This is a genomic window from Janthinobacterium sp. PAMC25594 (assembly GCF_019443505.1).
Classification (GTDB): domain Bacteria; phylum Pseudomonadota; class Gammaproteobacteria; order Burkholderiales; family Burkholderiaceae_D; genus Janthinobacterium.
The window spans coordinates 3,015,270-3,041,333 of record NZ_CP080377.1; the positions used below are offsets into that span (position 1 = coordinate 3,015,270).

Annotated in this window: 30 protein-coding genes; 12 read left to right on the forward strand and 18 right to left on the reverse strand. The window is 63.3% G+C overall.

Features of this window, described 5'->3' with window-relative positions:
* Positions 1 to 6: 6 nt before the first annotated feature.
* Both KY494_RS13555 and KY494_RS13560 read right to left on the reverse strand, forming a co-directional pair.
* Positions 7 to 636: a cytochrome C oxidase subunit I gene (locus KY494_RS13555; protein ID WP_219891279.1), complete on the reverse strand. Its 630-nt coding sequence runs from the start codon at positions 634 to 636 to the stop codon at positions 7 to 9.
* Positions 617 to 1,363, reverse strand: coding sequence for an SURF1 family protein (locus tag KY494_RS13560; RefSeq protein WP_219891280.1), 747 nt, complete (start codon positions 1,361 to 1,363; stop codon positions 617 to 619). Before KY494_RS13560 ends, KY494_RS13555 begins: the two co-directional genes overlap by 20 nt.
* A gap of 36 nt (positions 1,364 to 1,399) precedes the next feature.
* On the opposite strand from KY494_RS13560, the gene KY494_RS13565 reads away from it, so the two are divergent.
* A complete protein-coding gene (locus KY494_RS13565; RefSeq protein ID WP_046683386.1) occupies positions 1,400 to 1,600 on the forward strand; it encodes a twin transmembrane helix small protein in 201 nt (66 codons plus the stop codon).
* 122 nt (positions 1,601 to 1,722) lie between these two features.
* Here the strand turns inward: KY494_RS13565 and KY494_RS13570 are convergent, their stop codons facing one another.
* From KY494_RS13570 to coxB, 6 genes are read right to left on the reverse strand one after another with little or no spacing between them, the layout of a single operon-like run.
* Complete coding sequence (locus KY494_RS13570) at positions 1,723 to 2,583, reverse strand: cytochrome c oxidase subunit 3 (RefSeq protein ID WP_219891281.1); 861 nt, start codon at positions 2,581 to 2,583, stop codon at positions 1,723 to 1,725.
* Between the two features lie 41 nt (positions 2,584 to 2,624).
* Positions 2,625 to 2,831 (reverse strand): DUF2970 domain-containing protein, encoded by a 207-nt coding sequence (locus KY494_RS13575; protein WP_219135054.1) that lies wholly within the window; start codon positions 2,829 to 2,831, stop codon positions 2,625 to 2,627.
* Between the two features lie 9 nt (positions 2,832 to 2,840).
* The gene (locus KY494_RS13580) at positions 2,841 to 3,368 is read right to left on the reverse strand and encodes a cytochrome c oxidase assembly protein (RefSeq protein WP_258194931.1); all 528 of its coding nucleotides are present in this window, start codon (positions 3,366 to 3,368) and stop codon (positions 2,841 to 2,843) included.
* 46 nt (positions 3,369 to 3,414) lie between these two features.
* Positions 3,415 to 3,531, reverse strand: coding sequence for a cytochrome oxidase small assembly protein (locus KY494_RS13585; protein ID WP_217494223.1), 117 nt, complete (start codon positions 3,529 to 3,531; stop codon positions 3,415 to 3,417).
* 51 nt (positions 3,532 to 3,582) lie between these two features.
* A complete protein-coding gene (gene ctaD, locus KY494_RS13590) occupies positions 3,583 to 5,181 on the reverse strand; it encodes a cytochrome c oxidase subunit I (RefSeq protein WP_034749009.1) in 1,599 nt (532 codons plus the stop codon).
* A 13-nt stretch (positions 5,182 to 5,194) separates the two neighbouring features.
* Positions 5,195 to 6,403, reverse strand: coding sequence for a cytochrome c oxidase subunit II (gene coxB, locus KY494_RS13595; protein WP_219891283.1), 1,209 nt, complete (start codon positions 6,401 to 6,403; stop codon positions 5,195 to 5,197).
* A gap of 78 nt (positions 6,404 to 6,481) precedes the next feature.
* Between coxB and KY494_RS13600 the strand changes: the two genes are divergently transcribed.
* The gene (locus KY494_RS13600; RefSeq protein WP_219891284.1) at positions 6,482 to 6,709 is read left to right on the forward strand and encodes a hypothetical protein; all 228 of its coding nucleotides are present in this window, start codon (positions 6,482 to 6,484) and stop codon (positions 6,707 to 6,709) included.
* Positions 6,710 to 6,868: 159 nt separating this feature from the next.
* Here the strand turns inward: KY494_RS13600 and KY494_RS13605 are convergent, their stop codons facing one another.
* Complete coding sequence (locus tag KY494_RS13605) at positions 6,869 to 7,765, reverse strand: methyltransferase domain-containing protein (protein WP_219891285.1); 897 nt, start codon at positions 7,763 to 7,765, stop codon at positions 6,869 to 6,871.
* Between the two features lie 84 nt (positions 7,766 to 7,849).
* Between KY494_RS13605 and KY494_RS13610 the strand changes: the two genes are divergently transcribed.
* On the forward strand, positions 7,850 to 8,605 hold the full coding sequence (locus KY494_RS13610; protein ID WP_219891286.1) for a phosphoribosyltransferase family protein: 756 nt from the start codon (positions 7,850 to 7,852) through the stop codon (positions 8,603 to 8,605).
* Between the two features lie 39 nt (positions 8,606 to 8,644).
* Positions 8,645 to 9,115 (forward strand): tRNA (uridine(34)/cytosine(34)/5-carboxymethylaminomethyluridine(34)-2'-O)-methyltransferase TrmL, encoded by a 471-nt coding sequence (gene trmL, locus KY494_RS13615; RefSeq protein WP_219891287.1) that lies wholly within the window; start codon positions 8,645 to 8,647, stop codon positions 9,113 to 9,115.
* Positions 9,116 to 9,229: 114 nt separating this feature from the next.
* On the opposite strand, the gene KY494_RS13620 is transcribed toward trmL, so the two are convergent.
* The 7 genes from KY494_RS13620 to rfaE2 form a co-directional block, all read right to left on the reverse strand.
* Entirely contained in the window at positions 9,230 to 9,979 is a 750-nt protein-coding gene (locus tag KY494_RS13620) for a hypothetical protein (RefSeq protein WP_219891288.1), read from the reverse strand.
* A 14-nt stretch (positions 9,980 to 9,993) separates the two neighbouring features.
* Positions 9,994 to 11,205: a hypothetical protein gene (locus KY494_RS13625; protein WP_219891289.1), complete on the reverse strand. Its 1,212-nt coding sequence runs from the start codon at positions 11,203 to 11,205 to the stop codon at positions 9,994 to 9,996.
* Positions 11,206 to 11,238: 33 nt separating this feature from the next.
* Entirely contained in the window at positions 11,239 to 14,934 is a 3,696-nt protein-coding gene (locus KY494_RS13630; protein WP_219891290.1) for a tubulin-like doman-containing protein, read from the reverse strand.
* Positions 14,935 to 14,971: 37 nt separating this feature from the next.
* Complete coding sequence (locus tag KY494_RS13635) at positions 14,972 to 15,409, reverse strand: hypothetical protein (protein ID WP_219891291.1); 438 nt, start codon at positions 15,407 to 15,409, stop codon at positions 14,972 to 14,974.
* 44 nt (positions 15,410 to 15,453) lie between these two features.
* On the reverse strand, positions 15,454 to 16,923 hold the full coding sequence (locus KY494_RS13640; RefSeq protein WP_219891292.1) for a hypothetical protein: 1,470 nt from the start codon (positions 16,921 to 16,923) through the stop codon (positions 15,454 to 15,456).
* Entirely contained in the window at positions 16,920 to 18,404 is a 1,485-nt protein-coding gene (locus KY494_RS13645; protein WP_219891293.1) for a hypothetical protein, read from the reverse strand. Before KY494_RS13645 ends, KY494_RS13640 begins: the two co-directional genes overlap by 4 nt.
* Positions 18,405 to 18,533: 129 nt before the next feature.
* On the reverse strand, positions 18,534 to 19,016 hold the full coding sequence (gene rfaE2, locus KY494_RS13650) for a D-glycero-beta-D-manno-heptose 1-phosphate adenylyltransferase (protein WP_071079434.1): 483 nt from the start codon (positions 19,014 to 19,016) through the stop codon (positions 18,534 to 18,536).
* Between the two features lie 211 nt (positions 19,017 to 19,227).
* Here rfaE2 and KY494_RS13655 point away from each other — a divergent pair, with 211 nt between their 5' ends.
* The 8 genes from KY494_RS13655 (at position 19,228) to KY494_RS13690 (ending at position 24,469) form a co-directional block, all read left to right on the forward strand.
* Complete coding sequence (locus tag KY494_RS13655) at positions 19,228 to 20,160, forward strand: hydrogen peroxide-inducible genes activator (RefSeq protein ID WP_219135039.1); 933 nt, start codon at positions 19,228 to 19,230, stop codon at positions 20,158 to 20,160.
* A gap of 76 nt (positions 20,161 to 20,236) precedes the next feature.
* Positions 20,237 to 21,091, forward strand: coding sequence for a 4-hydroxybenzoate octaprenyltransferase (gene ubiA, locus KY494_RS13660; protein WP_141171752.1), 855 nt, complete (start codon positions 20,237 to 20,239; stop codon positions 21,089 to 21,091).
* A gap of 107 nt (positions 21,092 to 21,198) precedes the next feature.
* The gene (locus tag KY494_RS13665; protein ID WP_219891294.1) at positions 21,199 to 21,555 is read left to right on the forward strand and encodes a DUF883 family protein; all 357 of its coding nucleotides are present in this window, start codon (positions 21,199 to 21,201) and stop codon (positions 21,553 to 21,555) included.
* A 50-nt stretch (positions 21,556 to 21,605) separates the two neighbouring features.
* Positions 21,606 to 21,992 (forward strand): phage holin family protein, encoded by a 387-nt coding sequence (locus tag KY494_RS13670; RefSeq protein ID WP_219891295.1) that lies wholly within the window; start codon positions 21,606 to 21,608, stop codon positions 21,990 to 21,992.
* Entirely contained in the window at positions 21,989 to 22,336 is a 348-nt protein-coding gene (locus KY494_RS13675) for a hypothetical protein (protein ID WP_219891296.1), read from the forward strand. The genes KY494_RS13670 and KY494_RS13675 overlap by 4 nt, the downstream gene beginning before the upstream one ends.
* 89 nt (positions 22,337 to 22,425) lie before the next feature.
* Positions 22,426 to 22,983, forward strand: a complete 558-nt coding sequence (locus KY494_RS13680; RefSeq protein WP_219891297.1) for a DUF3455 domain-containing protein — start codon at positions 22,426 to 22,428, stop codon at positions 22,981 to 22,983.
* 215 nt (positions 22,984 to 23,198) lie between these two features.
* A complete protein-coding gene (locus KY494_RS13685; protein ID WP_219891298.1) occupies positions 23,199 to 23,756 on the forward strand; it encodes a sigma-70 family RNA polymerase sigma factor in 558 nt (185 codons plus the stop codon).
* Positions 23,753 to 24,469 (forward strand): anti-sigma factor domain-containing protein, encoded by a 717-nt coding sequence (locus tag KY494_RS13690; protein WP_219891299.1) that lies wholly within the window; start codon positions 23,753 to 23,755, stop codon positions 24,467 to 24,469. Before KY494_RS13685 ends, KY494_RS13690 begins: the two co-directional genes overlap by 4 nt.
* Here KY494_RS13690 and proC read toward each other — a convergent pair whose 3' ends face one another.
* Positions 24,470 to 25,300 carry a pyrroline-5-carboxylate reductase gene (gene proC, locus KY494_RS13695; protein ID WP_219891300.1) on the reverse strand — a complete coding sequence of 277 codons (831 nt, stop codon included), beginning with the start codon at positions 25,298 to 25,300 and terminating at the stop codon, positions 24,470 to 24,472. It abuts the gene before it with no gap.
* 18 nt (positions 25,301 to 25,318) lie between these two features.
* Positions 25,319 to 26,023: a YggS family pyridoxal phosphate-dependent enzyme gene (locus KY494_RS13700; RefSeq protein ID WP_219891301.1), complete on the reverse strand. Its 705-nt coding sequence runs from the start codon at positions 26,021 to 26,023 to the stop codon at positions 25,319 to 25,321.
* Positions 26,024 to 26,064: the final 41 nt, after the last annotated feature.

A 26,064-nucleotide genomic window follows, 5' to 3' on the forward strand; every position in this document is an offset into this window, starting at 1 on the left:
GACTCCTTAACCGATCGCCGAAGCTTTGAGCAGCTTGGCGATGTCTTTCTTGATCTTGTTCGGGTCCGCGTCTTTCGGGAAGCGCATCATCAGGTTGCCCAGCGGATCGATCAAATACAAATGGTCGCTGGTCTTGCCGCCCGGCTCCACGGGCAGCCACGCTTTCAAGGCGTCGCCATTCACGCGCAGCATGCTGGTGCCGTCGAATTCGCGCATCACCAGCGTGTCGAGCGGCTGGGCATCCGTCACCAGCCAGACCCGTTCCAGGCGTTCGCGCTCCTTGCCTTGCATGAGGCGCAGTTGTTGCATGTCAAACAATTGCTTCTTGCAGGCTTCCTGGCAGTCGGACGGGCCCGTTTGCAGCAGCACCCACTTGCCCTTGAACTGGGCCAGCGGCGACGCCTTGCCATCGAGTTGCGTCACGTGCAATTGTTCTTCGGGAATCGGGTGCAAACGCGGATCGATCAGGGCGCCGTAGTTGTTGCGGCCCGTGGGCTTGATGATGTAATACGTGAAATACGAAGCGATGATGGGAAAGGCGCACACGGCCACCACGGCCAGCAGTTTCCAGCGTCCGTTGTTCTGCGTCTGTTTCTCGGGGCTATCTTGCGTTGCTTCAGGGCTGTTTGTTTGCACGTCGAAATCCTGTAAAGACAAAAAATAAAAAAGCCATCAGTGCCAGTGCATACCACTGGAAGGCATAGCCGCGGTGCTTGTCCACGCCCAGGTCGGGCGCCGGCCAGTCGCGCACGGGAAGCTGGCCAGATGCTGGCGGATCAACTGGGTCGACCGTTTGTTCGAGAATAAATGGCTGCAAGGCCAGGCCGCTGGCCCTGGCCAGCTGGCCGATATCGGCATTTTGCACGATGGCGTGCGGCGCCAGGGCGGGCGCCGTGCCCAGTTCCATCACATGGCCCGCGTTCAGGCGCGCGATGCCGGTAATCGTCACCGTGCCGGCCGGCGTGGCGTAATCGGGAATGCGCGTGCGCTCGGCATTGTTGCGCGGCAGCCAGCCTTGCGCCACCAGCACGTGCATAGGGGAACCGTCTATTTGAAATGGCGTGAGCACGTGGAAACCGGCCTGGCCCTTGTAGGGGCGGTTGTCCAGGTACACCGTCCAGGCGGGCACGAAGCTGCCCGTGACGGTAACGCGGCGGTACTCGATCGCTTGCGCATCGGCCGGCAGCAGGGGCACGGCCGTCAATGCCAGCGGCGCGGCCTGGTTGCCCGCTTCGAGCCGGGCGGCGCGGGCGACTTTCTCATCGCCACGGCGCTGCTGCCATTGCGCCAGCGACACGCCCAAGGCCACCAGTAGCAGCATTGCAACAAATGGAATCCATCTAAAATGGAAGCGGATACGCATTACAATGAAACCTCCTCAAGCCTGGCGCTACCATCCATGAAAATCCTCGTTGCCATCGCCTTCATCCTGATCCTGGGCAGCCTGGGCTCGGCCCTGTTCTTCCTCATGCGCGACAAGGGCAAGAGCAACCGCACCGTGCAGGCACTGGCCTTGCGCGTGGGGCTGTCGATCACCCTGTTTTTACTGATCCTGCTGGCGCATCATCTGGGCTACATCCAGCCGACGGGGATACATTAAGCTTCTTCTTGCCTGATTGGCAAATTCTTCACACTAAGAAAAAAGCCGTACCCAGGATCTCCCGGTACGGCTTTTTTTATGGTGCAGGCGCACCCTTCAACAACGCGCGCCCTGCCCCGCCATTATAACCAATACACGACCACGTACAGGCCCAGCCAGACGACGTCGACAAAGTGCCAGTACCAGGCGGCGCCTTCGAAGCCGAAGTGGTGGTCGGGCGTAAAGTGGCCTTTCAGCACGCGGTACAGGATGACGGACAGCATGATGGCGCCCAGGGTCACGTGGAAGCCGTGGAAGCCCGTCAGCATGAAGAAGGTGGCGCCGTAGATGCCGGACGTCAGTTTCAAGTTCAGTTCGCTGTAGGCGTGCATGTATTCATACACCTGGAAGCCCATGAAGATGGCGCCCAGCAAGATCGTGGCAAACAGGAACAATGCCGTCATGGCGCGGTGGCCGGCGCGCAGCGCGTGGTGGGAAATCGTCAGGGTGACGCCCGACGTCAGCAGCAAGGCCGTATTGATGGTCGGAATCCAGAACGGCGTCATGGTGGTAAATTCCTGCACCGTGCCCGCCGGGCCCGTATTGCCCCAGTGGGCGGCGAAATCGGGCCAGATCACCTTGTGGTCGAGGTCGGCCAGCCACGGCATCGAGATGCTGCGCGCATAGAACAGGGCGCCGAAGAAGGCGGCGAAGAACATGACTTCCGAAAAGATGAACCAGCTCATGCTCCAGCGGAAGGAGTGGTCGATGCGCTCGCTGTACAGGCCCTGCTCCGATTCGCTGATGGCGTCGCCGAACCAGAAATACAGCACCAGCAGGATGCCGGCGATGCCCAGGTAATTTACGTACGGACCCCAGGAGACGTCGTTGACCCAGGCCGAGGCGCCGATCATGGTCAGCAGCAGGCTGGCGCCGCCCAGCATGGGCCAGCGCGACGGGCCGGGCACGAAATAATAAGGTACGGCGGCGTGGTTGGAACTCATCATCATCTCCTCAAAAACTTGTAGGGTGGTTTTTTTATAATTTATAAAACGACGAATTTAACAATTGAAATCAGGATGCCGATCAGGCAAGCCACCACCAGGAAGCCGGCGATGACGATGTGCACGGGATTGATCTTGGCCGAATCCGTGTCGAAATCGCTCTTGCGGCGCAGTCCCGTGAATGACCACACGACGGCGCGCAGCGAATACAGGAACGACGCTTTTTCAGGCTGCTTGGATTCGCCCATGGCACTCTCCTATTGGACGGCCGGCGTCTGAGCCTGGCTCAGACCGGCAATCTCGAAAAACGTGTACGACAGGGTGATGGTCTTCACCTCTTTCGGCAGGGCCGGATCGAGGAAGAACACCACCGGCATCTGCCGCGCTTCGTGCGGTTTCAAGGTCTGCTGCTTGAAGCAGAAGCACTCGACCTTCTTGAAATGCGGCGTGGCGCTCTGCGGCGCGTAGCTGGGAATCGCTTGTGCATTGACGACGCGGTTTTGCGTATTGACCACTTCATACAGGACGGTCACCAGCTCGCCCGGATGCACCTGCATGCTCGAGACGGTCGGGCGGAAGCGCCATGGCCCCTGGGCATTGCCGTCGAACTCGACGGTGATGCTGCGCGTGGTGTCGACCTGCGTATTGTTGTCGTAGGCCACCGTGCCATCTTTTTGCGTCAGCACGTTGATGCCCATCACTTCGCAAATCTGCTTGTAGACGGGAATCAGGGCATAGCCAAAGCCGAACATCAGCACGGCAATGACCAGCAGCTTGCCCAGCATCTTGCGGTTCAGGCCGCGTGTTTCCTGTTGGTGGGGCGTCGTCACGTCAGAGCCACATGCGCTTGACGAATACGGACAGGAAGAAGAAGGCCGCCAGGGCGGCCAGGATCAGCCCGGTACGCAGGTTATTCGGTTTTTTACGCTCAGTTTTCACTTCGGTCATGACAGGCACTTTATTCAAGACGGGCCGCGCAACACGCCGGCCCGGGATACCTCATTTCACGGTCGGCGGCGTTTCAAACGTGTGGAACGGCGCCGGGCTCGGCACGGTCCATTCCAGGCCTTCCGCGCCTTCCCATGGTTTCGCTGGCGCAGCCTTGCCGCCGCGGATGGTCGGCAAGACCACGAAGAACAGGAAGTACACCTGCATCAGGCCAAAACCGAAGCCGCCGATCGAGGCGATCATATTAAAGTCCGTGAACTGCGCCGGATAATCGGCGTAGCGGCGCGGCATGCCGGCCAGGCCCAGGAAGTGCATCGGGAAGAAGGTCACGTTGAAGGTGATCAGCGACAGCCAGAAGTGGATCTTGCCGCGCGTCTCGTTGTACATATGGCCCGTCCATTTCGGCGACCAGTAGTAGAAGCCGGCGAACAGGGCGAACAGCGAACCGGCCACCAGCACGTAGTGGAAGTGCGCCACCACATAATAGGTATCCTGCAACTGGATGTCGATCGGCGTGACGGCCAGGATCAGGCCCGTGAAGCCGCCCATGGTGAAGACGAAGATGAAGCCCACCGAGAACAGCATCGGCGTTTCGAACGTCATCGAGCCCTTCCACATGGTGGCGATCCAGTTGAACACTTTCACGCCCGTCGGCACGGCGATCAGCATGGTCGCGTACATGAAGAACAGCTGGCTGGTGACCGGCATGCCGGTGGTAAACATATGGTGCGCCCAGACGATGAAGGACAGAATCGCGATGGAAGCGGTAGCGTAGACCATCGAGGCGTAGCCGAACAATGGCTTGCGGGCAAACGCCGGCAGGATCTGCGAGACGATGCCGAAGGCCGGCAAGATCATGATGTATACCTCGGGATGGCCGAAGAACCAGAAGATGTGCTGGTACATGACGGGGTCGCCGCCGCCTGCCGCATTAAAGAAGGACGTGCCGAAATGGCGGTCCGTCAGGGTCATGGTGATGGCGCCGGCCAGCACGGGCATGACGGCGATCAGCAGATACGCGGTAATGAGCCAGGTCCAGCAGAACATCGGCATTTTCATCAGGGTCATGCCCGGTGCGCGCATGTTGAGGATGGTGACGATGATGTTGATCGAACCCATGATGGACGAGGCGCCCATCAGGTGCATGGCAAAAATCGCCATGTCCATGCCGGGGCCCATCTGCGTCGACAGCGGCGCATACAGGGTCCAGCCGGCAGCCGTGGCGCCGCCCGGCACGAGGAAGGACGTGGCCAGCAGCAGCGCTGCCGGCGGCAGCAGCCAGAACGAGAAATTGTTCATGCGGGCAAACGCCATGTCGGATGCGCCCACTTGCAGCGGGATCATCCAGTTGGCGTAGCCGACGAAGGCCGGCATGATGGCGCCAAACACCATCACCAGGCCGTGCATGGTGGTCAGTTGATTGAAGAATTCAGGGTGGAAGAATTGCAAGCCTGGATGAAACAGTTCCGTACGGATCATCAGGGCCAGCACGCCGCCCGACAGCAGCATGATGAACGAGAACCACAGGTACAGGGTACCGATATCCTTGTGGTTGGTGGCAAACAGCCAGCGGCGGTAGCCGGTCGGGTGGTCGTGGGCATGGTCGTGGTCGTGACCGGCGTGGTCCAAGGTGCTCGTGCTCGTACTCATATGCGGCTCCTAATTACTTGCGTGCAGCCACGACTTCGGCTGGTTGAACGATGTTCTCTGCGGCCTTGTTCGACCAGGAATTGCGCGTGTAAGTGATCACTGCGGCGATTTCCGTGTCGGACAGCTGTTTCCATGCTGGCATTTCAGCGGGATACTTGCCGCTCTTTTGCCCGTTCAGCAAGACGTGGATCTGATCGGCTTTCGGGCCGTTCACCACGGCCGAGCCGTCCAGCGGCGCAAATGCCCCTGGCACGCCCTTGCCGGTCGCCTGGTGGCAGACCACGCAGTTGGCCGTATATACTTTCTCGCCCTTGACCTTCAATTCGTCGATGGTCCACACCTTGCTTGGATCATCAGCCAATGCCGCCATTTCCTTTTGTTTTACATCAACCCAGGTCTTGTAGTCATCGGCTGAGACGACCTTGACGACGATGGGCATGAACGCGTGTTCCTTGCCGCACAGCTCGGCGCAATTGCCGCGGAAGGTGCCGATATGGTCGGCCTTGAACCAGGTGTCGCGCACGAAACCGGGAATCGCATCCTGCTTGACGCCGAAGGCGGGCACGGACCAGGCGTGGATGACGTCGTTGGCCGTCAGCACCACGCGGATCTTCTTGTTGACCGGCACGACGACTTCGTTGTCGACTTCGATCAGGTAGTTTTCACCGCGTTTTTCCGTCGGCGGCACGCCAGGCGCGCCCACTTGCGAGCGCGGCGTGGCCAGGTTGGAGAGGAAGGAAATGCCTTCGCCCTCGCCTTTCAGGTAGTCATAGCCCCATTTCCACTGCATGCCGGTGGCCTTGATGGTGATGTCGGCGTTCGAGGTGTCTTTCATGCCCACCACGGTGCGCGTGGCAGGCAGGGCCATGCCGATGACGATCAGGAAAGGCACGACGGTCCAGGCGATCTCGACGGTGGTGCTTTCGTGGAAAGTGGCCGGCTTGTGGCCCAGGGACTTGCGGTGCTTGAAGATGGAATAGAACATGACGCCGAACACGGCCACGAAGATCACCAGGCAGATGATCATCATCAGGGTGTGCAAATCGTAGATTTCATGGGCGATCTGCGTCGCCGGCGGTTGCAGATTCATTTCGAACGGCACGGGACCGCCGGTGCCGGGATAGGTGCCGGCAGCCGGTGCCGCCGTGGCCCATCGCCCGATGCCAAACGCTGTCAAAGACAGCCCGAGCAGCAACGATTGAAGTCGCTTTGCATGTGTCATTTTTTCCCCAACCACCCAAAAATAATGATATTTTAAACGGCTGCGGATTTCTCCGTACTGGACCGCTGCCGCTCCTCCATGAAAGCAACACGGCCGGAATACGGCCATGTGCGTCAAGCACCAGCGAATTCCATGCTGGCTGCGGCAGCAAAAACGACGACGCGCAACCATGCTGGAACCCTGTTTTTCTTCCCCACCTTGAAATGGCCTCGTGTGGAAGATGGTTACTATACTAATGCAGTAACTTCGAATAAGTCTTGCTTTGTTTTTTTTATTTTGTATGCAGCCCTTGTTTTTCAGGCTTAGCAAGCTGACAAACAGTCAACGATTATAGTCAAGTAAACTTGAATCCATCAAGCAATAATCGGCTTTGTGCGCGCCCTTCTCCCGGCCGCCGCGCGCTTTGCAACGCTTGCGGCAACATCCATGCGCGGATGGCGACCAAGTGTCGGTTTCTTTCCCCTTTTATTGAGGCTTGCGCGGCAGATCGAAGCGGATGATCGCCTCGCCGTTGCGCGTCACGCGCGGTGCGGGACGGAAGGCGTGGCCATAGATCACCTCGAAACTCAGGCCCAGCTTGCCGTCGGGACGGCGCATCTTTTCCAGCGCGGCCAGCATGCGCTGCCAGGCCGCCTTGCCCATCAGGCCGCGCCGGCGCGTGGTGAGCGGGTTGCCGCCAAAGGCGCGCACGTCCGCCAGCAGCTTTTCCGCCGTGTCGTAGGTCACCGTAATGATTTCCATGTCCAGCACGGGCGTGGAAAAACCCGTCTCGACCAGCATGTCGCCAAAGTCGTGCATGTCGACAAAAGGCAAGGCGTGCGGATACAAATCCGCTTCGGCAAACGCGTCGCGCACTTCGCGCAAGGTGTCGGGACCGAAACAGGAAAACATCAGCAAGCCATCGAGGCGCAGCGCGCGCCGCCATTCGGCAAACACGCGGTCGGGCTGGGCATGCCAGTGCAGCGCCAGGTTGGACCAGACCAGGTCGACGCTGCCGGCGGCCAGCGGCAGGTCGCCGAGGTCGCCGCACAGCAAATCCACGCCCGCCTTGGCCGGCAGCAATTTGCTGAGGAACTGGTTCAGGCTGGCCAGTTTCGACGCGGGCGCGCGCGCCGCCTGCATCATCGCTTGCGCTGCATCGAGACCGATAATCTGCGCGGCGGGATAATCCTTGTGCAGCTGCGCCAGGTCCGCGCCCGGGCCGCAGCCGGCGTCGAGCACGCGCAAGGGCGTGATTTTCACCAGCTCCAGGCGCTCGTGCATGCGTGCCGACACTTCGCGGCGCAGGAAATCCGACGCCGCGACGCGCGCGGGACGGGAAAAGAAATCGCGTACTTGCACCGCATCGATGGGCGCACTCATTTTGGGTGGATTGGCGGGAACTGGCATGTTGAAACCGGTGAGGTGAGATAATGTCGGCAGTGTACATGGAACGACACCATCGCGATGCGGACCGCCACCCAGCCCCGCCTTGATGCCGCCTGGCAGGCGCTGCGCCAGTGGCTGGGCGCCACCGTGCTGCCGGCGCAATGCGCGCTGTGCGGCATCGGCTGCCCGGAGGTGCTGTGTTCGCCCTGCCGCGCGCAGTATCTTGGACACAGTCGTCCCCGCTGCCACCAGTGCGCCAATCCGCTCGCGGACATCGAGGTGGCGCTGCTGTGCGGACGCTGTTTGCGCCAGCGGCCCGCGTATGACGCCACCGTCACGGCGTTTGATTATGCGGCGCCCGTCGACCAGTTGCTGCTGCAACTGAAATTCGGCGCGCGCCTGGCACTGGCGCCCCTGCTGGCGGAACTGCTGTATGTTGCCATTCAGCAACCATCTGACTGGGACGCGCCGCAACTGCTGTGCCCCGTGCCGCTGGGCCCGGCCCGGCTGGCCCAGCGGGGCTTTAACCAGGCGCTGGAAATTGCGCGTCCGCTGGCGCGCCTGCTGGACGTCCCTTTGCAGCCCCGCCTGGCGCTGCGCGTGCGCGAAACGCGGGCGCAAAGCGGCGTAGCGCCGCAGGAACGGCGAGCCAACCTGGCGCATGCGTTCGCCATCGCGCCGGACCATGCGCCGTTATTGCCAGGATGCCATGTGGGCATCGTCGACGACGTGATGAGCAGCGGCCATACCGTCAACGCGCTGGCCGCCGCCTGCAAGCACGCGGGGGCGGCAAAAGTCAGCATATTGGTGGCGGCGCGCACGCCGCCGCATTAAATTAGCTGTATATATGAGAGATAGACCAAGGAGAGCATTTTGTTTCACGTTGTTTTGGTAGAACCTGAAATCCCGCCCAACACGGGCAACGTCATCCGCCTGTGCGCGAACACGGGCGCGCAGCTGCACCTGGTCGAACCGCTGGGCTTTCCGCTCGACGATGCCAAGATGAAGCGCGCCGGCCTCGATTACCACGATTACGCCAAGATGAAGGTGCACAAGAATTGGGCAGCGTTCCTGGCCGACACCCAGCCGGACCCATCCCGCATGTTCGCCATGACCACGCGCGGCTCGCGCCCGTTTGGCGACGTGGTCTTCCTGCCAGGCGACGTGTTCGTGTTCGGCTCGGAGACAAAAGGCCTGGATCCCGCCCTGCGCGACGGCTTTCCGGCAGAGCAACGCATCCGCCTGCCCATGCGCCCGGACAACCGCAGTTTGAATTTATCGAACACGGTGGCCGTCGTCGTGTATGAAGCGTGGCGCCAGCACGGGTACCAGGGCGGCGCGTAGGTCGGATTAGGCCCAAGGGGCCATAATCCGACAACATTGTTGGCGTTAGTGGTGTTGTCGGACTACGCGGGGCTTTACCCCCGTTAATCCGACCCACGCGTTTGCATACGGCAATCAGCGCAGCGCCAGCTGCGCGTCAACGCCCGTATCCACATCCAGCATCACCAGCTGCGTGTGCAGGTCGCGCGTGGCGGCCAGCTTGCCGTTGACATATAAATTCGTCTTGACGCCATACACGCCCTGCGACACGCCGGCCGGCAAGGTCAGCTCGAACGAGTTCTCGAAGCGCCCGCCCGATTTATTGCTGCTGGCCAGGGCCTTCGAGCCGGACTTGAATGGCTGGCCTTGCGGATCGAGCACCACCAGTTCTTCGCGCACGTCGTTGACGCTTTGCGCGCTGCCATTGACCAGCTCCACCACCGAATGCACCTTGAACGGCTGACCGCGCTTGACGGTCGACGCGCTCAGCTGCGGCGTGTACGACACCACTTGCGGTTCGCGCGGCAGCGCGCCGCGTGCGCGGATGTAGTCGCGGTCCGCCTGCGCCGCCGTCTTGGTCTGGCGCGAATTGACATTGATCGCCAGGCAACCGGCCGCCGCCAGGCCGCCGCCGATGGCCGCGCCCTTCAGCGCGCCATTCTTGCCGCCCGCCAGCGCGCCCAGCAGCGCCCCCACGGCCGCGCCGGCCGCCGCCGACGTGCCCACGCTGCACGGATCTTCATCCGTGGCCGCCTGGGTGGCGCCTTGCGGATAGGAATTGTCCTGGCGCACGCCGTTCGGATTCATCGGCGCCGTGGCGCAGCCGGCCAGCATGGCGGCGATGGTCAGTGCGGCGGTGGCGCGCGAGGTGGCGTGATACAGCATGGTGCTCCCGATGACTAATTGATCGTTGTTTCCGTCTGCAGCACTTGCCGCTCGCGTTCGCGGATGCGGCGCGACAGATTGTCGATGCGCGCATTGCCGGGATCGACGCGGCGTGCGCTTTCCAGATACGTCTTGGCCGCATCGAACTTGCCTTCCAACAAAGAACGCTCGGCGTCGCGCAGGAACGATTGCGCCATCTCGCTGCGCATGGCCGCGCCGCTATCGACGGGCGACGTTTCCAGCGGACGGCGTTCCGTCACCGCTGGACGTTCGACCGCGCGCACGGGCGCCGGTTCCGTCGACACGCTGCGGGCCGGTGCCGTTTCCAGCGATCCCGGTGCTGAAACGGGCGCAGGCGCCGACAACGCTTGCACATCGACCTGCAACTGCGGCAATTCCACCGCTTCGCGGTCGATCGCTTCCAGCCGGGCGATGCCATTGCGTGCCGCCGCCGCATCCTTGCCATCGAGCGCCTGGCGTACCCCCACCAGCACGGACGCGGCTGCCGCCTGTTGGCGCGCCAGCTGCTTGCGCAAGGAATCCACGCTGGATGCGCCCGCGCAATCGGCGTCGAGCGCGGCGATGCCGCTGGCCGCGCTTTGCAATTGATGGCCGTCAATGTTGCGCTCGATGGCGCGCACGCCGCGCTGGCAACTGCCCGATGCGGCGCCCGCCTTGCCGATCGCCGCCTGCAAATCGTCGGCCTTGGCGCTGGACTTGCCCGTGCACACATTTTTCGCCGTTGCCAGCTTCTGGCGGGCGCCGTCCAGGCTGCCATTCGCCACCAGTTTCAAGCCGCTGTCGATGGCGTCGTTGCAGGCCGATTCACTCTTGCCGCCAGGCTTGCCGTTCATGTAGACGATGACCGCCGCCAGCACGACGGCGCCGCCCAGCCAGCGCAGCCACTTGCGCGGCGGTGACGGCGGCAGCGGTGCGGCCGGGGCTGGCGCCGGTGCCGGTACAGGCTTCGGCGCGGCTTGCGGCTGCGGCTGGGCCGGTTTCGGCGGTGGTTTCGGCGGTGGTTTCGGCGCAGGCGCCGGAGCTACCGGCTGGGGCTGCGGCTTGGGCGCCACGGGCGGCGCTACTGGCATAGGCGCGGGCATGGGCGGCAGCGGTGGCGGCACGGCCGCAGCTGGCCGGGCAGCACCCGCCACGGCGTGACCGCAGTACGGACAATGGCTGACAGCACTGAACAAGCCGCCCTTGCATTTGATGCAGATATCCAAAACTAATCCTTCATTCCAACGTCATTCCAGCGTTCACAGGGGCGGCGGCATCAACGGTGGCGGCGCGCTGAGGAACAAGGGGGCCAACTCGGGGAACTGGGCCAGCTCGGCCCAGGCCGGCATGCCGGCGCGCCACACCTTGGTGGTGCCAGGTGCGACTTGCCCCGCCTGCACGTACTGCACGATCTGCTGGGCCGTGAACGGTCCCTGCTGCTGGCCGTTTATGCCCAGGAAATACTGGTATTCCACCAAAGGCGGCGGCATGCCGCCCAGCGGTGGCGGCGCCATGCCAAAGGCGGGGGCCGCAGCGGCCGCCATTCCGGCCGGGCGCAGCAATTGCTCCAGGCGCCCCGCTTCCAGCATTTCCCCCTTGATCGCGTATTTCAACCGGGGCTGGCCATCCGCTTCCGGCTCGCGCACTTCCCAGTCGTAGGCATCGCTGTCGGAGTCGCCGATGACGTTCGCCCATTCCTTCAGGCGGCCCAGCAGGGCTTGCACCGTACGGTCGAGCTCATCGCTGGCCATGCCCTTGCGGCGCGCCGACTCGCGCAGGCGCGCACCCACCTCGGCGGAAATGGCGCTGCCAAAGCCGATATACGGCAGCTGCGAGCCATCGGCCTGCGCCACCAGCTTGGGCGCATACACGCCCCGTTCATAGTATTTTGCCAGCGCCGCCAGGGCCGCCGTCTGCACGGCGTCAAGCGCCGCCAATTTTTCCTCGATGCGCAGGGCGATATTTTTCTCGTACGAAGCGGGCATGCCGTTCTGGCGGATGGCCCGTTCGTTGCCGATGCGGCGCAGGTCGCCCGGCTCGACGGCAAACTGGTACTGGCCCGGCGGCACGACGCGACCCGTGTGGCGCGTCAGTATGCCCAGCATGATGGCTTGCAGGAATTCGCCGAAGTCTTCCGCCAGGCGCTTCATCTCGTCCGTGTTCGGCGCGATCGGGTGCGTGAATTGCGTCGGATCGATGTGCGTATGGGTCGGCGCCTTGTCGTTGTCGCCTTCCTTGCGGTAACTGGTGCGCCAGCCTTCCAGGCCGCGCAGCACCGTCATCGGCACGCCGGCCAGCTCGCAATAGCAGACGGCGCGCCCGCGAATGCCCGTCTCGACGATTTCCAGCTGGCTCACCGTGATGCCCACCTGGGTCGGCACGCACGATTCGAGCTCGGCGCCGAACTTCGCATTGAAGGCGGCCGCGTTGGCCACGCCGATCACGCACTTGAACTGGTCCGACACGACCGTGAAGTCGCCCGCCATGTTGGCGTCGATCCACGGCATGGAGCAGGCCAGAAGCTTGCGGAAGCGGTCCAGACGTTCGGACACGTCCATCTGTTCCAGCGCCTCGAACAGGGGGTCGGACGTGCTCGTCGCCCCTTCCACCAGGCCCGCCGTGGCGATCATATTCTCGGCCATACGCGTGACCTTGGCCAGGATCAAGCCCCGTTGCGCCGGTTCGGCCAGCATGGGGAACAGCGCTTTCGAGCCGCCCATGTCCTTGAACGCTTCATCGGCCCACTGGCGCAAGGTGGCCGCCGATGGCAGCGCAATGTCTTTTTCCGTGACGGGAATGACGATCAGGGTCGCGTGTTCCTTGTCCAGGTCTTTTTGCAGGATGGTATTGGCCGTTTTGAGTTCCGCCAGCATGGCCAGCACGCCTTCGCGGCCCGTTTGCAGCTCGCCCACCAGACCATTCCACTGGGCGCGGCCTTGCGCATCGACGCCAACCCGGTTGCCCAGCCAGCGCGACAGCTCGCCCAGCAGGATGACGGACTCGTCCGCCGCCTTGGCGCGCAGGTGAAATTTCAGCGCATTCGCCATTTCCGTGCGCAAATGATCCATCACCACGCCGGCCTGCTTTTCGCCATTGCTGAGGAAACCGAAGGTGCTGCGCGTCTGTTCCAGGTTGTTCAGCAGACGCTCGTATTCGCGCGAACGCACGGCTTCCTTGATCTCGCGGTAGCGCTCGGCATTGTTGCCAATCTGCGCCGTCAAGCCGCTGCCCGGCGCCTCGATGCGGTCCTTGATCTGTTCCACCAGCGACAGCACGTATTCCAGGCCGCCGAACTCTTTATTATCCAGATAGCCATACAGCTGGTCGCGCACGACTTTCTTGACGTCGTCGAGCACTTCGCGGCGGCGCTTGCTGATGCGGTCTTCCGTCGTGTCGGCCGTGGAGTCCTGGTCGCGCACGGCGTCGCGTTCCAGGTGTTTCATGGCGTCGCGCACCTGCGCCGGCCATTCGCTGCGGTCAAAGCCCGTGCGGATATCGTTGATGCGCGTGTTGACCCGGTTTTCCACGCCGGCCAGCAAGTGGCCGTGGCGGTCTTCCAGCAATTCGTCGACGATGCGGAAATCGATGAAGTCGCCGCTGGAGCGCTTCAGTTCGATGCTCTTGTCGGAAAACTCGGGGAAATCGCTGAACGGCGCGCCCTTCAGGAACATATTGGCGGCGAGGAAATTATCGCGCTGCGTATCGGTGGCGCGGTTGGCGCCCGCATCCGTGCCGCCCACGCCGAAGAACGCTTGCAGCATGGCGCCGGCCCAGCGGTGAGCCCGCTCGTCGCGCGCCGCTTCCTGGCGCGTATCGAGCACGGCCATGCCGAACGAGGAAAAGCGCTTCGAGAAATACAGGCGCATGTCGCCGAAACGGTCTTGCGGCACGGGTGCGTTGTACAGCGAGTTCTTGTGCTGCGCCTGGTTGACGGCGATCGAACGCTTGGCGCGCGCGAAGTCGGCCGAAGCGAAATCCTCGAACAGCGAGTCGGCCACCATGTGGTAGACGTCGCTGACATCCTTGGTGTGCTGCTGGGCAAGGTTGCCCGAATCGATCAGGTACACCTCGCTGTACGGTTCGCGCGTCAGTTCCGGGCGGTCGTAGGCATCCCAGCGGCCCACATAGCCCTTGTTGCCCATCATCGCCGATTCCAGCTCCATCAGCGCCGCATAACCGTTGGCCTCGACCCGGTCCTTGTTGGCCTTGGTGTAGCCGGTCGGCAAGAACAGCATCAGCTCGACGTCGGCCGCGCCCACTTCGCTGCGCGCCAGCCAGCGCGCCAGCAAACCCATGTCGAGGAAGGAACCGGACCCCGTGCCGCCGGCCACGGAGCCGACGATGACGATGCGGAAACGGTTCGTTTCCATGCGTAAACCCAGTTCGGCCAGCTGGCGCTCGTGCGACAGGCCCGCCTTCAAGGCTTTCAGTTTCAAGCGGATCTTGTCGCGGATCTTCGCGTATTTGTCGAAGAAATACAGGCGCGAGACGGCGCGGATCTGCCCGGCGCCGCTGCTCATGTCGAAACGCAGCTCGCGGATGCGCTGCGGCGTCAGCGGCAGCCATTCCTTGATGTGCGGATATTTCTCCAGAGAATCTTCATCGCGGCTGTACTTGTCCATGTCGAACGATTCGACCACCTTGTCGTCATCCGTGAACTTCACCTGGTCGAACTGCAAGTCCTTCGCCTGCGACTCGCCGCTTTCGATCACGGCGCCATTGTCGAGGTCGAAATGGATGAATTGCGCGATGGGAAAGTCGGCCAGGCCCTCGATGCGCGTGCGGTGGCCCGCGCCGCCCCACAGGGTGTTGAGGATGCGCCGGCGCACGCGCATCAGCACCTGCATGCCCGTGCCGCCGATGCCGATGAACAGGGTCGGGCGCAGTTCGATGATCTTGTCCTGCTTGCGCTCGCTGGCGCCGCCGGTGATGGTTTGGTTCAGGTTCTCTGCCATGGTGATTCCTTCGATGATGCGTACGACGGCGTGCGGCTTAGCGGCGGCTCGATGTAAAGGTCAACAGTAACGCGACCAGGCCCACCAGCACCAGCGGTCCCATGAACAGTGGCGCGAGGAATTTATGCGCGTTCACGGCGGCCAGCACGACACCGGTGGCCAGGCTGGCCAGGAAGATGAACAACCACCAGCCCGAGGCATTGGCCTTGTTCGGGGGCACGCGCTTGGCCACCAGGCCATTCGCATAGGCATTCTTGGCAAAGAAAAAGGCGATGAACAGCAGCAATAGCACCACGCCGCCGACCAGGGTGTCGCGCGACGAGGTGTCGGTCGTGCTGGCAGGGTCGAGCGCGGGCGCCGGCTCGGTGGTCGCCGTGGTGGTGCTGGCCGCAGTGGATGCATCGGCTGCCGGCGGCGCGGATGCGGGGGCCGGCAGGGTAAAACCGCTGTTGTCTTTTGGAGTCTCTTGCGCCATGGTATGCCTCAGTTGAATAGAAGGTTTTTTTAAAGAATGGTTGCTCAGGCCAGGCTCAGGGTATGCCCTTCGGCCACGCGCGCGATGGCAGGCTTGCCCAGTCCACGCTTGAGTTCGCCGATATCGCGGCCGTCATCATCGCGGATCTGCACGCTCTTGAACGGTTTGAGCAGTACTTGCCGCTGCACGCCGTCAGCCATCACCTTGTAGCGCGTGGCGCGCGTGCCAAGCAAACCCAGCGCCAGCAAGCCCAGCACGAGCGCCAGCACGCCGCCGAGGATCACCAGCACGGGCAAGAGCGGATACTGGATGCGCACCAGCAGCGGGATCGTCGCCTGCGACGCGCGCACGCTGTCGGGCGGCGTGAACATGCCCGAGATCGGGTCGCCGGGGAACAGTTCCTGCAAATCCTTGCCGAAGCTGGACGCCAGCGCCAGCCGCTGTTCCCACAGGCCCACCTGCGCCTGCATGGGCAGCATCACCTGCTTGCCCATGGCGGCGATCGCCTGCGCCGACCACGGCGAGGGAATCTGCGCCATCGGCAACGCGAACTGTACCTGCACGGCCTGGCTGGCGCCCGGCTGCAGCTGGCGGATTTGATCCGGCGCAACGTGCAGCGGCGCGTTCTGGCCCGCCAGGCTGGCGTGCACTTTGGCGCTATCGATCACGTACGGGAAAAACATGTTTTGCAGCGACGCCTGCAGCACCACTTGCGGCACCAGGTTCGCCGCATCGACGTCGAGCACGATGGTGCGCCCGTCGCGGCCCAGGCTGGCGTGCACGTTGGCACTGTTCTTGACGGACTGGGGCACGATGCGCACGGCATCCTGGTCCACCGGTTTCAAGCGCGCGGGCGGGCGCGTCAGCACTTGCGACAGCCGCCCTTCGGCCAGGATGCGGGTCAACGCCTCGGACGCGGGCTGGCCATACGCGAGCGCATACACCATCAAGCCTTTGGCGCTGTACAGCTTGCCCTGTACAGGCATGCGCAGCGGAAACACCAAGGTCTTGGTGATCGACGGTTCCAGATGCAGCAGGCGATAAAAGTCGCGGTTGCGTTCGGCCGTCTGGCTGTCGTTGTTCGGGCTGTTCTTGTTATTCGTAAAGATCCACACGATGCCGGAAGCGGACTGGAACGGCCCCGTGATGGTCTTGGTCACGGCTTCCTGGAAATCCGTGTCGGCCAGCGCGCCGCCGGCGCTCTTGCGCGCCAGGCCCAGGCTGGCCAGCTGGCCCGCCACGCCGGCGCCACCCTGCCCTTGCCCGATCAGTGCGGGCGACACATTGCTGCCGCTGCTCTGGCTGAAGGCCAGCGTGTAGACTTTGTCGGACGGGCTCGTGGCGGCCTGCGCCACGGCGCCCACCAGGGCTTTCAGTTGCGAATGTTCATCCGTATAAAACGGCTCCATCCAGCCCGAATTTTGCACCAGAAACGCTTGCTGGATGCCGGCCGCGTGCGCGGCGGCAGCGCTGAACAACGCGGCGCAGGCCACCGTCAGTAAGCGCGCCTTCATGCCTGCAAGGCCCAGCCATCGATGCGCGACAGCAGCGGGTGGTAGGCCCACAGCGTGCCTTCATGGACAAACAGGCGCACGCGCCACGGCTCGCTGACGGCAAAGGTATGAAACACGGTTTCGCGCAATTCATCGTCCTGCACCAGCTGGGCCGCCAGGCGCTCGTTCGAGCGCAGCACGCTGGACAGGCCGGCGCTGGTGGCAAACTTCACGCCAAAGACGCTGTTGCCCCCGCCCGATTCCAGCAGCGGCATGACGGCCTGGTTCTTGCCGCCATCGTCGCCGTGTTCCGGCTCTTCCCACGGCGCCGTTTTCAGCTTGGTGGCGAAGCGGTAATTGAAGCTGCCCGAACACAGGCGCGGCGCCAGCGCGTCGGCCTTCTCGACCTGGGCGCCCAGTTTCACATAGACATACGTGCCGCGCCGGCTTTCAAAGCACAGTTGCCACAGGCCGCCGTCGCGCGACAGGTAGGGGCTGCCGAATTCGAAGTGCGGCACCAGCCCTTCGGGCCAGGGCGTGAACGAGGCGGCCACATTGCCATCCGGCTGCAGCTGCAAGCGCAGCTGGCCGTTGGCGCAAGGCCACACGGCCATGCGGTTGTAGGCCACGGGCGCGCCGACGGCACCCAGATCCATCATGCCGTCGAGCAGCACATCGCTGCCCGACTTTTCTTGCGCGTCAAGGTTGACGAAGCGGATGCGGCCATCGTCGTCGCGCAAGGGCGCCCACAGGCGATTCTGGAACCAGACGGGGCCCGCCACGCACGGCGCGCCGCCCACATGCTCGACCACGTAAGTGAGCGAAGGCACGTCGGGACGGATGCAGGCGAGGCCATGGCTGGTCGGCAAGACCAGCACGCTGTTGAACTCCGGCACCAGCTCGGCGCGCCAGGCGCCGTGGGCCAGGTCCGATTCGGCCAGCAAGCCGCCATGGTCGGGGTCCAGCGCCAGCCAGCGTTTCGAGGCGGGCAGCCAGGCGTGCAAGACGGCCTTGCGCGGATCGAGCGCCAGCAGCGCGGGCGCGCTGGTGCCGAACTGGGCGGAAAAGAATTCGTATTCGCCCGGTGGCGGCATGGGCAGCGAGGCGTCGGCCTGCGCATGCTCTTCGCGCACGCGCTGGTCCGCCAGCTTCAAGGGCACGCTGGCCTGGCGCAAGGCGGCCGCGCCAGCCGGTGGCACGTCGCTGACGGGCTGCGCGCCGAAAGGCGGAACCCAGGGCAGGGTAAGCGCCGTGCCAGGCGGCACCTGCAAGGCCGCGCCCGAGGCGGGGTCGAACGAGAATTCGGGCGGAAACAGCCGCACGGGCGCGTCGGCGGCAGCCGGCAGGCGCCGCGCGTGCATCAGCTTGCCGATATCGGCCTGGCTCAGCAGGGGCGAGACGTTCTGGCCATCCGCGCTGCGCTGCATGCTCCACGCGCCATCGTCGTCGACGTACCAGACGCCGGAGGGCACGGCCCAATCCCCAGAAGTTTTAAGATCCATGTATTTTCTATGACTAGCAATGCATATCAGGCGGTGTAACGGGTGCTGGGGCTGACGCAACGAGGTCGCAACCCTGGCAGTTCTCATAGTAACGTCTTTTTATCTGTATGAAAACATTGACGGCGTTCCTCAGCCCTGCTGCGTCCGCACTTTCGTCAGCAGCTTGGTGGTCGAGCGGTCGTGCGCGAAATCGATGGCCACGGCCTGGCCGCCATACGCCAGCACGGCCTTGCCTTCAGGGATGGCCGCCATGTCGTAGTCGCCGCCCTTGGCATAGATTTCCGGTTCGATTTCCTGCACCACTTCCAGGGCGCTGTCTTCCGAGAACGGCACCACCAGGCTCACCGCTTCCAGCGCGGCCAGCACGGCCATGCGGTCTTCGCAACTGTTCAGGGGACGGTCGTCGCCCTTGCCCAGGCGTTTCACCGATGCATCGGTATTCACGGCCACCACCAGCGAGGCGCCCAGCGCGCGCGCCTGCGCCAGGTACGTCACGTGGCCGCGGTGCAGAATGTCGAACACGCCGTTCGTCACCACCACCGGTTTCGGCAGGGCCGCGGCGCGGGCGCGCAGTTCGTCACGGTCGCACAGTTTGTTTTCAAAATCAGGCATGGATATCTCTTGTTGGGTTAAATAGGGGCACGCTATGGTCAAGCTCAGGCGTGGCTATCGCCTTGCATGCCGCCTGCAGCCCTCTCCCTTCGCTGCCCGCTCCCGCATTATAGGGGGCGATCCGCTACAATACGCCACCGGTGCCACAGTTTCACGTGCGCGCCACCTTTCATTCATTGCAAGTGAGCACTTCCTGTGTTTCAATCAAACTATGACACTGACTGAACTGAAATATATCGTTGCAGTCGCGCGAGCGAAGCACTTCGGCCATGCCGCCGAAGCCTGTTTCGTTGCGCAGCCCACCCTGTCAGTGGCCATCAAGAAACTCGAAGACGAATTGGGCGTGGTCCTGTTCGAACGGGGCGGCGCGGAAATCTCCGTCACGCCCCTGGGCGCGCAGATCATCGCGCAAGCCGAACGCGTGCTGGAACAGACGGCCGCCATCAAGGAACTCGCCAAGCAGAACAAGGACCCGCTGGCCGGCCCCCTGCGCCTGGGCGTGATCTACACGATCGGCCCCTACCTGCTGCCGCCCCTGGTCAAGGCCATGATAGACCAGGTGCCGCAGATGCCTTTGATTTTGCAGGAAAACTTCACGGTTCGCCTGCTCGAATTGCTGCGCCAGGGCGAACTGGACGTGGCCATCATGGCCCTGCCCCTGCCCGACCACGGCATGGCCATGCAAGAACTGTATGACGAACCGTTCGTCGTGGCCATGCCGCGCCAGCATCCGTGGACAGCGCGTGAACAAATTGCCGCGCAAGACTTGAAATCGGAAACCATGCTGCTGCTGGGCAATGGCCACTGCTTCCGCGACCAGGTGCTGGAAGTGTGCCCCGAAATGGCGCGTTTTTCCTCGCCCGGCAACGGCATGCAGCGCACGTTCGAAGGTTCCTCGCTGGAAACCATCCGCCACATGGTGGCCAGCGGCATCGGCCTGACGGTCTTGCCGCGTGCCTCTGTGTCGAATATGCACGCCACCGAGGGCATGCTCGAATACCGGCCCTTCGCCGCACCCGTGCCATCGCGCAGGGTGGTGATGCTGTGGCGCAAGAGTTTTACGCGCAAGGCCGCCATCGATGCCCTGTGCGCGGCCATCGCCAGCTGCGACTTGCCCGGCATTACACCACTCTGCGAGGAGTAGGTCGAGGACATCAAATAGTACATTTGCATACTATTTGCGATAATCGACCTTTCTCTTTAACAAGATCGAGTCTTCCATGAACAAGCTGGCGCTGTATTTCCGCCTGATACGGCTGGACAAGCCTATCGGTACCGTATTGCTGCTGTGGCCTACCCTGTGCGCGCTGTGGCTGGCGCAGCAGGGTGTGCCGGACTGGCGGCTGCTGCTCATTTTTACGCTTGGCACTTTCCTGATGCGCTCGGCCGGCTGCGCCATCAACGACTACGCCGACCAGGATATCGACAAATTCGTCAAGCGCACGGTGGACCGTCCCATCACCAGCGGGCGCATCAGCGGCAAGGAAGCGCTGGCCGTGGCCGGCGTGCTGACCGTGCTGGCCTTTTGCCTGATCCTGCCCCTGAATGCGCTCACCAAGCAATTGTCGGTGGCCGCCGTCATCATCGCCGGCACCTATCCCTACTTCAAGCGTTTCTTTGCGATTCCGCAAGCCTACCTGGGCATCGCCTTCGGCTTCGGTATCCCCATGGGCTTTGCCGCCATCACGGATTCCGTGCCCGTCGTCGCCTGGCTGCTGCTGCTGGGTAATGTCTTCTGGGCCGTGGCCTACGATACGGAATACGCGATGGTCGACCGCGACGACGACTTAAAGATCGGCATCAAGACCTCGGCCATCACCTTTGGCCGCTACGACGTGGCCATCATCATGCTGTGCTACGCCGCTTTCCTGCTGTTGTGGCTGGTCTGCGGCTGGCACCTGGGCTTGCGCTACTGGTATGTGGCGGGCTTGCTGGTGGCGGCCGCTTGCGCCGTTTACCACTACACCCTGATCCGCGCACGCGAGCGCATGCCGTGTTTTGCGGCGTTCCGGCATAATAACTGGCTAGGAGCAGCGGTGTTTGCGGGCGTGGTGCTGGACTTTGCTTTCCGTTAAGCAATGATCCTTGCGCCGCGGCAGCCCTTGAGGCGGCGCAAGACACACTGGCCGCTGTTGCCTACACTGGTATTTCACTGTGCAGTTTCACTTCCATGAGGTAATACATGAGCTCGATACATACCGGAAAATCCAGCAGCGACAGCATCCTCGCCGACGCCGACAAGGCCCGCGACAAACTGGTCGGCGACCTGAAAACCGTCATCAATGAAGCGGAAGGCTGGCTCGATGGCGCCAAGGATCAGACGGGCGAGAATGTCAAAGCCGTCAAGGACAAGTTCATCGCCACCCTGGAAACGGCCAGGAAAGACTTGATCAAGCTGGAAGAAGACTTGCTCGAACGTACCAAGAAGGCGGCCAAGGCCACCGACGAGTACGTGCAGGACAATCCCTGGAAAGCCGTGGGCGCGGGCGCCGTCGTGGGCGTGCTGTTCGGCCTGCTGCTTTCCTCGTCACGCCGCTAGTAGTAGGAGTAGCGACGGCATTCGCCGTCTCCTGACGCGAAAGGCAGCATATGGCTATCGTGCACCATGTCGCCCAAGTCGCAGCGACTCTCGCCGCCATCGTCCAGACCCGTCTGGCCCTGGCGGCAGTGGAAATGGAAGAAGAGTCGCTGCGCTTCCTGTCCTATCTGGCGCTGGCCATGCTGGCACTGCTGTGCCTGTTTGTCGGCCTGGTGCTGCTGGTCTTCCTCGTCATCGTGCTGTTCTGGGACACGCACCGCATCGCCGCCATCGCCGTCACGGCCGCCGTCTTCATCGCTGCCGCCCTCGCCACCCTGCTGGGTGTGCGCGCCAGTTTCCGCAGCAAGCCGAAACTGCTGTCCTTCACACTTTCCGAACTGAACAAAGACCTGGACGAGCTGCAATTGCTGGCGCGCCGGGGAGCGGAGCGGCCATGACCACGCATCCCACCAAGTTGTCGCATGTGCACACGGCCGCCAGTCTGGCGCGGCGGCGCGACGCCCTGCTGGCCGAATGCGCGCTGCAGCGCCTGGCCCTGGGCGTGCAGACGCGCCAATTGCTGGAACCTTTGACGGGCGGCAATCTGCGCCACACCCTGGCCACGCGTTTTAAAGTTCCCCTGATGATAGGGGGAGCCGTGCTGGGCCTGCTGCTGGTGCGTCCGCGCCGCTTCCTGCCGCTGCTGCGGGCCAGCGGCGCGCTGCTCAAGCACGCCAGCACCGCCATGCCCGTCGTGCTGGCGCTGGCGCAGCGTTTCAGCAAGAAAGACACGCCGCCTTAAAATATTTTTACCTGGCTGCATCCAAATGGCAGACCCATGCGTAGTAATCGTATCAACCAGCCGGTTGAGCCAACTACCAGGAGCTTGCCATGCATGCCATCACCGCCCCACGCCATACCGCCCCTACACTCACCGTCCTGTGCGCCGCCCTGCTCGTGGCCGCCTGCGCACCAATGAGTGCGCGCTATTCGCAGGAACAATTGCCGAACGCCGTCAAGGTGCCCGATGGCCACCAGGTCGCCATGCAGACGGTGGGCGTGGGCAAGATCGCCTACGAATGCAAGGCCAAGAAGGACATGACGGGGCATGAATGGGTCTTCGTGGGACCGGACGCGGCCCTGAATGACCGCGGCGGCATGCAAGTGGGCACGTATGTCGGTCCTCCTGCCACCTGGGCCAACTTGGACGGCTCGAAAGTGACGGCGACGCAAGTGGCCGTGGCGCCGGCCGGCGCGGGCAACATCCCGTATCAGCTGGTCAAAGCCAACCCGGCCACGGGCAGCGGCGCCATGCAGGGCGTCAGCTACATCCAGCGCGTGGCCACCAGCGGCGGCGTGGCGCCAAGCAGCCCCTGCGGCATGGACACCGTTGGCATCAAGCAATGGGTGCCCTACCAGGCCGACTACATCTTCTGGAAAGCCGCATAAAACACCTATCAAAACCTACTGCGCGTCGGGATAGGCGGCCTGCGATGCTCACCGTACTAGAGTACGGTTGCGCTTCTTAGCCACCTCTCCCTTCCGCTCGCTACGGTTTTGTTAGGCGTTGTGAAACAGGAAAACAACGGTAGAAATTCGGGTTTCTGGCCTATACTCGGCACTGAAAACTTGCTAACCGTCAACTCCAAACGATTGCGCCGACCTTGCCAGCCACAGCCGCCCCTTACGATTACGATGCCGCCCTGCGCGCCTGCGCCAGGGGCGAGCAGCAGGCATTGCACGGCCTGTACCAGCAGGAAAGCCGCTACCTGCTGGGGGTGGCCTTGCGCATCGTACGTCAGCGGGCCTTGGCCGAAGACGTGCTGCACGATGCCTTCCTGAATATCTGGCGCCGTGCCGGCAGCTTCGACGCCACGCGCGGCAGCGGCAAGGGCTGGATCTATGTGGTGGTGCGGCACCAGGCACTGAACGTGGCGCGCGCCCGCGCCCATGAAGTATCGGCCGACGAGGATAGCGTGGAAACCCTGCTGCACCAACGCCAAGACGATGACGCCGGTGATGCCTACGCCCTGCAGGCGAACATGGGCAAGCTGCACGATTGCCTCGGTCATCTGGACGAACCCAAACGCAATAGCATTCTGTACGCCTACGTCGATGGCTGTACCCACAGCGAAATCGCGCAGCGCCTGCAAGCGCCGCTGGGAACCGTCAAGGCCTGGGTCAAGCGGGGCCTGGCCGCCTTGCGGGAGTGCATGGGATGATCGACAGCGATGAGCAATTACAACGGCTGGCCGGCGAATATGTACTGGGCACATTGGCGCTGGCCGAGCGCGCGGAAGTGGAACAGCGCTTGCCGCGCGACGCCGCCCTACGCGACGCCGTTGCTGCCTGGGAACAGCGCTTGCTGCCATTGACGACTTTGGCGCCGCCCGAAACGCCCTCGGCGCAACTGTGGCCGCGCATCAGCGCCAGCCTGTTTACGCCGAACACAGTGCGGCAAGCGGGCGGCTGGCAGGCATGGTGGAACAGCCTGGCGTTCTGGAGGCTGCTGGCCGGCGGCGGTCTGGTGGCCACGGCCGCGCTGGCCGTGCTCGTTGCCGTGCAACTGCAAGCACCAGCCGGACCCGGCTACCTGGTCGTCCTGGTGGCGCCACAGGATAAATCGCCGGGCTGGATCGTGCAGGCGGGCGGACGCGGCGGCAAGAACCGCGACCTGAGCCTGATCCCGCTGGGACCAACCAATGTGCCGCAGCAAAAAGCCCTGCAATTCTGGACCAAAGGCAAGGATTGGGGCGCGCCTGTCTCGCTGGGTCTGGTCAAACCGGGGCAAAGCCTCAAGTTGACGTTGGACAAACTGCCGCCGCTGCAGCCGGAGCAACTGTTTGAAATCACGCTGGAACCGGCTACGGGTTCGCCCACGGGCAGGCCGACGGGGCCGGTGCTCTACATCGGCCGGGCCGTCAAGGTGATCTAGTTACTTGGACAGCTCATCCCCCATCTCGCGCCCGCGCTGCGCGGCCGCCTTGATGCCCTTGACGATGGCCGCCTTCACGCCGCTCTCTTCCATGCTGGTGAGTGCCGCATACGTCGTGCCGCCCTTCGACGTGACGCGCTCGCGCAGCAAGGACACGGGTTCGCTGGAGTTGGCCGCCAGCTGCGCCGCCCCCGTAAACGTGGCGATCGCCAGCTGCGTGCCCTGCTCGGGCGTGAGACCCAGTTCGGCGGCCGCCTGCTGCATCGCTTCGATAAAGTAAAACACATAGGCGGGACCGCTGCCGGACACGGCCGTCACAGGGTCGATCTTCGCTTCGTCATCGAGCCAGACGGTCTGGCCGACGGCGCGCAGGATGGCGTCCGCTGTCTTTTTCTGTTCGTCGCTGACGCCGCTGCTGGCCACCATGCCCGTGATGCCCATGCCGATCAGGGCCGGAGTATTCGGCATGCAACGCACGATGGAAGAATAATCACCGAGCCAGCGCGACAGGTCTTGCGCGCGGATGCCGGCGGCGATCGACAGGATCAATGGCGCCCGCTCGCCGTCGAGGAAGGGCAGCAATTGGGCCGCCACTTCGCGCATGCTTTGCGGCTTGACGGCCAGCACGATCACGTCCACGCCGCGCAGCGCTTCACCGGCGGCAGTGGCCGTCGTGACGCCGAATTGCGCCTGCAATTTTTCCAGCGCGGGCGCATGGGGGTCGATCACGTGGATGTTGCCGCCCAGGGTCAGCTTGCCCGCCAGGCCGGCGATCAGGGCGGCGGCCATATTGCCGCCGCCTACAAATGCGATATTCAATTCTGTCGTCATGGTGATTCTTCCATTCAATCAGTGAGAGTAATTACGGGAACCGAAGATGGCGCTGCCCACGCGCACGATGGTGGCGCCCTCGAGCACGGCGGCGCGCAAGTCGGCCGACATGCCCATCGACAAGGTGTCGAGCTCCAGGCCTTCGGCCTGCAATTGTTGGTACAGCACGCGCAATTGCGCAAAGGCGCGGCGCTGGAGGGCGACATCCGTTTCCGGCTCGGGAATCGCCATCAGGCCGCGCAAGCGCATGCGGGGCAGTTGCGCCACGGCGCGCGCCAGCGCCGGCAAGTCAAATGGCGTCACGCCGCTCTTGCTCGCTTCGCCGCTGATATTGACTTGCAGGCAGATATTCAGGTCCGGCAAGCCGGCCGGGCGCTGCTCGGACAGCCGGACGGCGATCTTTTCCCGCTCCACCGTGTGCACCCAATCGAAGTGCTCGGCGATGGGGCGCGTCTTGTTGCTCTGGATGGGGCCGATGAAGTGCCATGCCGGGACGTGCTGCGGTGCGGCCTCCTTCACAAAGGCGATCTTGTCGAGCGCTTCCTGCAGATAATTTTCGCCAAACGCCGCCTGGCCCGCGCGCATGGCTGCCAGCACGGCGTCCGCGCCGAAGGTTTTTGACACGGCCAGCAGGGTCACGTCGCCAGGGGCGCGCTGCGCCTCAGCGGCGGCCTGCGCAATACTGTCGCGCACGGCTTGCAAGTTCTGTTCGATTGTGGACATAATCATTTTCTAGTGTATAGGGGCGGCGGCACAGTGCGCCA

What these genes read in the sequence shown, in the direction of transcription:
- KY494_RS13560 (WP_219891280.1), bottom strand. Translation starts at nt 1,363, where the DNA reads ATGCGTATCCGCTTCCATTTTAGATGGATTCCATTTGTTGCAATGCTG.
- ubiA (WP_141171752.1), top strand. Translation starts at nt 20,237, where the DNA reads ATGAACAAGCTGGCGCTGTATTTCCGCCTGATACGGCTGGACAAGCCT.
- KY494_RS13640 (WP_219891292.1), bottom strand. Translation starts at nt 16,923, where the DNA reads ATGAAGGCGCGCTTACTGACGGTGGCCTGCGCCGCGTTGTTCAGCGCT.
- KY494_RS13700 (WP_219891301.1), bottom strand. Translation starts at nt 26,023, where the DNA reads ATGTCCACAATCGAACAGAACTTGCAAGCCGTGCGCGACAGTATTGCG.
- KY494_RS13645 (WP_219891293.1), bottom strand. Translation starts at nt 18,404, where the DNA reads ATGGATCTTAAAACTTCTGGGGATTGGGCCGTGCCCTCCGGCGTCTGG.
- KY494_RS13600 (WP_219891284.1), top strand. Translation starts at nt 6,482, where the DNA reads ATGAAAGCAACACGGCCGGAATACGGCCATGTGCGTCAAGCACCAGCG.
- KY494_RS13655 (WP_219135039.1), top strand. Translation starts at nt 19,228, where the DNA reads ATGACACTGACTGAACTGAAATATATCGTTGCAGTCGCGCGAGCGAAG.
- KY494_RS13620 (WP_219891288.1), bottom strand. Translation starts at nt 9,979, where the DNA reads ATGCTGTATCACGCCACCTCGCGCGCCACCGCCGCACTGACCATCGCC.
- KY494_RS13680 (WP_219891297.1), top strand. Translation starts at nt 22,426, where the DNA reads ATGCATGCCATCACCGCCCCACGCCATACCGCCCCTACACTCACCGTC.
- KY494_RS13610 (WP_219891286.1), top strand. Translation starts at nt 7,850, where the DNA reads ATGCGGACCGCCACCCAGCCCCGCCTTGATGCCGCCTGGCAGGCGCTG.
- KY494_RS13630 (WP_219891290.1), bottom strand. Translation starts at nt 14,934, where the DNA reads ATGGCAGAGAACCTGAACCAAACCATCACCGGCGGCGCCAGCGAGCGC.
- coxB (WP_219891283.1), bottom strand. Translation starts at nt 6,403, where the DNA reads ATGACACATGCAAAGCGACTTCAATCGTTGCTGCTCGGGCTGTCTTTG.
- KY494_RS13570 (WP_219891281.1), bottom strand. Translation starts at nt 2,583, where the DNA reads ATGAGTTCCAACCACGCCGCCGTACCTTATTATTTCGTGCCCGGCCCG.
- KY494_RS13665 (WP_219891294.1), top strand. Translation starts at nt 21,199, where the DNA reads ATGAGCTCGATACATACCGGAAAATCCAGCAGCGACAGCATCCTCGCC.
- KY494_RS13670 (WP_219891295.1), top strand. Translation starts at nt 21,606, where the DNA reads ATGGCTATCGTGCACCATGTCGCCCAAGTCGCAGCGACTCTCGCCGCC.
- KY494_RS13690 (WP_219891299.1), top strand. Translation starts at nt 23,753, where the DNA reads ATGATCGACAGCGATGAGCAATTACAACGGCTGGCCGGCGAATATGTA.
- KY494_RS13565 (WP_046683386.1), top strand. Translation starts at nt 1,400, where the DNA reads ATGAAAATCCTCGTTGCCATCGCCTTCATCCTGATCCTGGGCAGCCTG.
- KY494_RS13635 (WP_219891291.1), bottom strand. Translation starts at nt 15,409, where the DNA reads ATGGCGCAAGAGACTCCAAAAGACAACAGCGGTTTTACCCTGCCGGCC.
- KY494_RS13575 (WP_219135054.1), bottom strand. Translation starts at nt 2,831, where the DNA reads ATGGGCGAATCCAAGCAGCCTGAAAAAGCGTCGTTCCTGTATTCGCTG.
- KY494_RS13585 (WP_217494223.1), bottom strand. Translation starts at nt 3,531, where the DNA reads ATGACCGAAGTGAAAACTGAGCGTAAAAAACCGAATAACCTGCGTACC.
- KY494_RS13580 (WP_258194931.1), bottom strand. Translation starts at nt 3,368, where the DNA reads ATGCTGGGCAAGCTGCTGGTCATTGCCGTGCTGATGTTCGGCTTTGGC.
- rfaE2 (WP_071079434.1), bottom strand. Translation starts at nt 19,016, where the DNA reads ATGCCTGATTTTGAAAACAAACTGTGCGACCGTGACGAACTGCGCGCC.
- ctaD (WP_034749009.1), bottom strand. Translation starts at nt 5,181, where the DNA reads ATGAGTACGAGCACGAGCACCTTGGACCACGCCGGTCACGACCACGAC.
- proC (WP_219891300.1), bottom strand. Translation starts at nt 25,300, where the DNA reads ATGACGACAGAATTGAATATCGCATTTGTAGGCGGCGGCAATATGGCC.
- KY494_RS13605 (WP_219891285.1), bottom strand. Translation starts at nt 7,765, where the DNA reads ATGAGTGCGCCCATCGATGCGGTGCAAGTACGCGATTTCTTTTCCCGT.
- KY494_RS13675 (WP_219891296.1), top strand. Translation starts at nt 21,989, where the DNA reads ATGACCACGCATCCCACCAAGTTGTCGCATGTGCACACGGCCGCCAGT.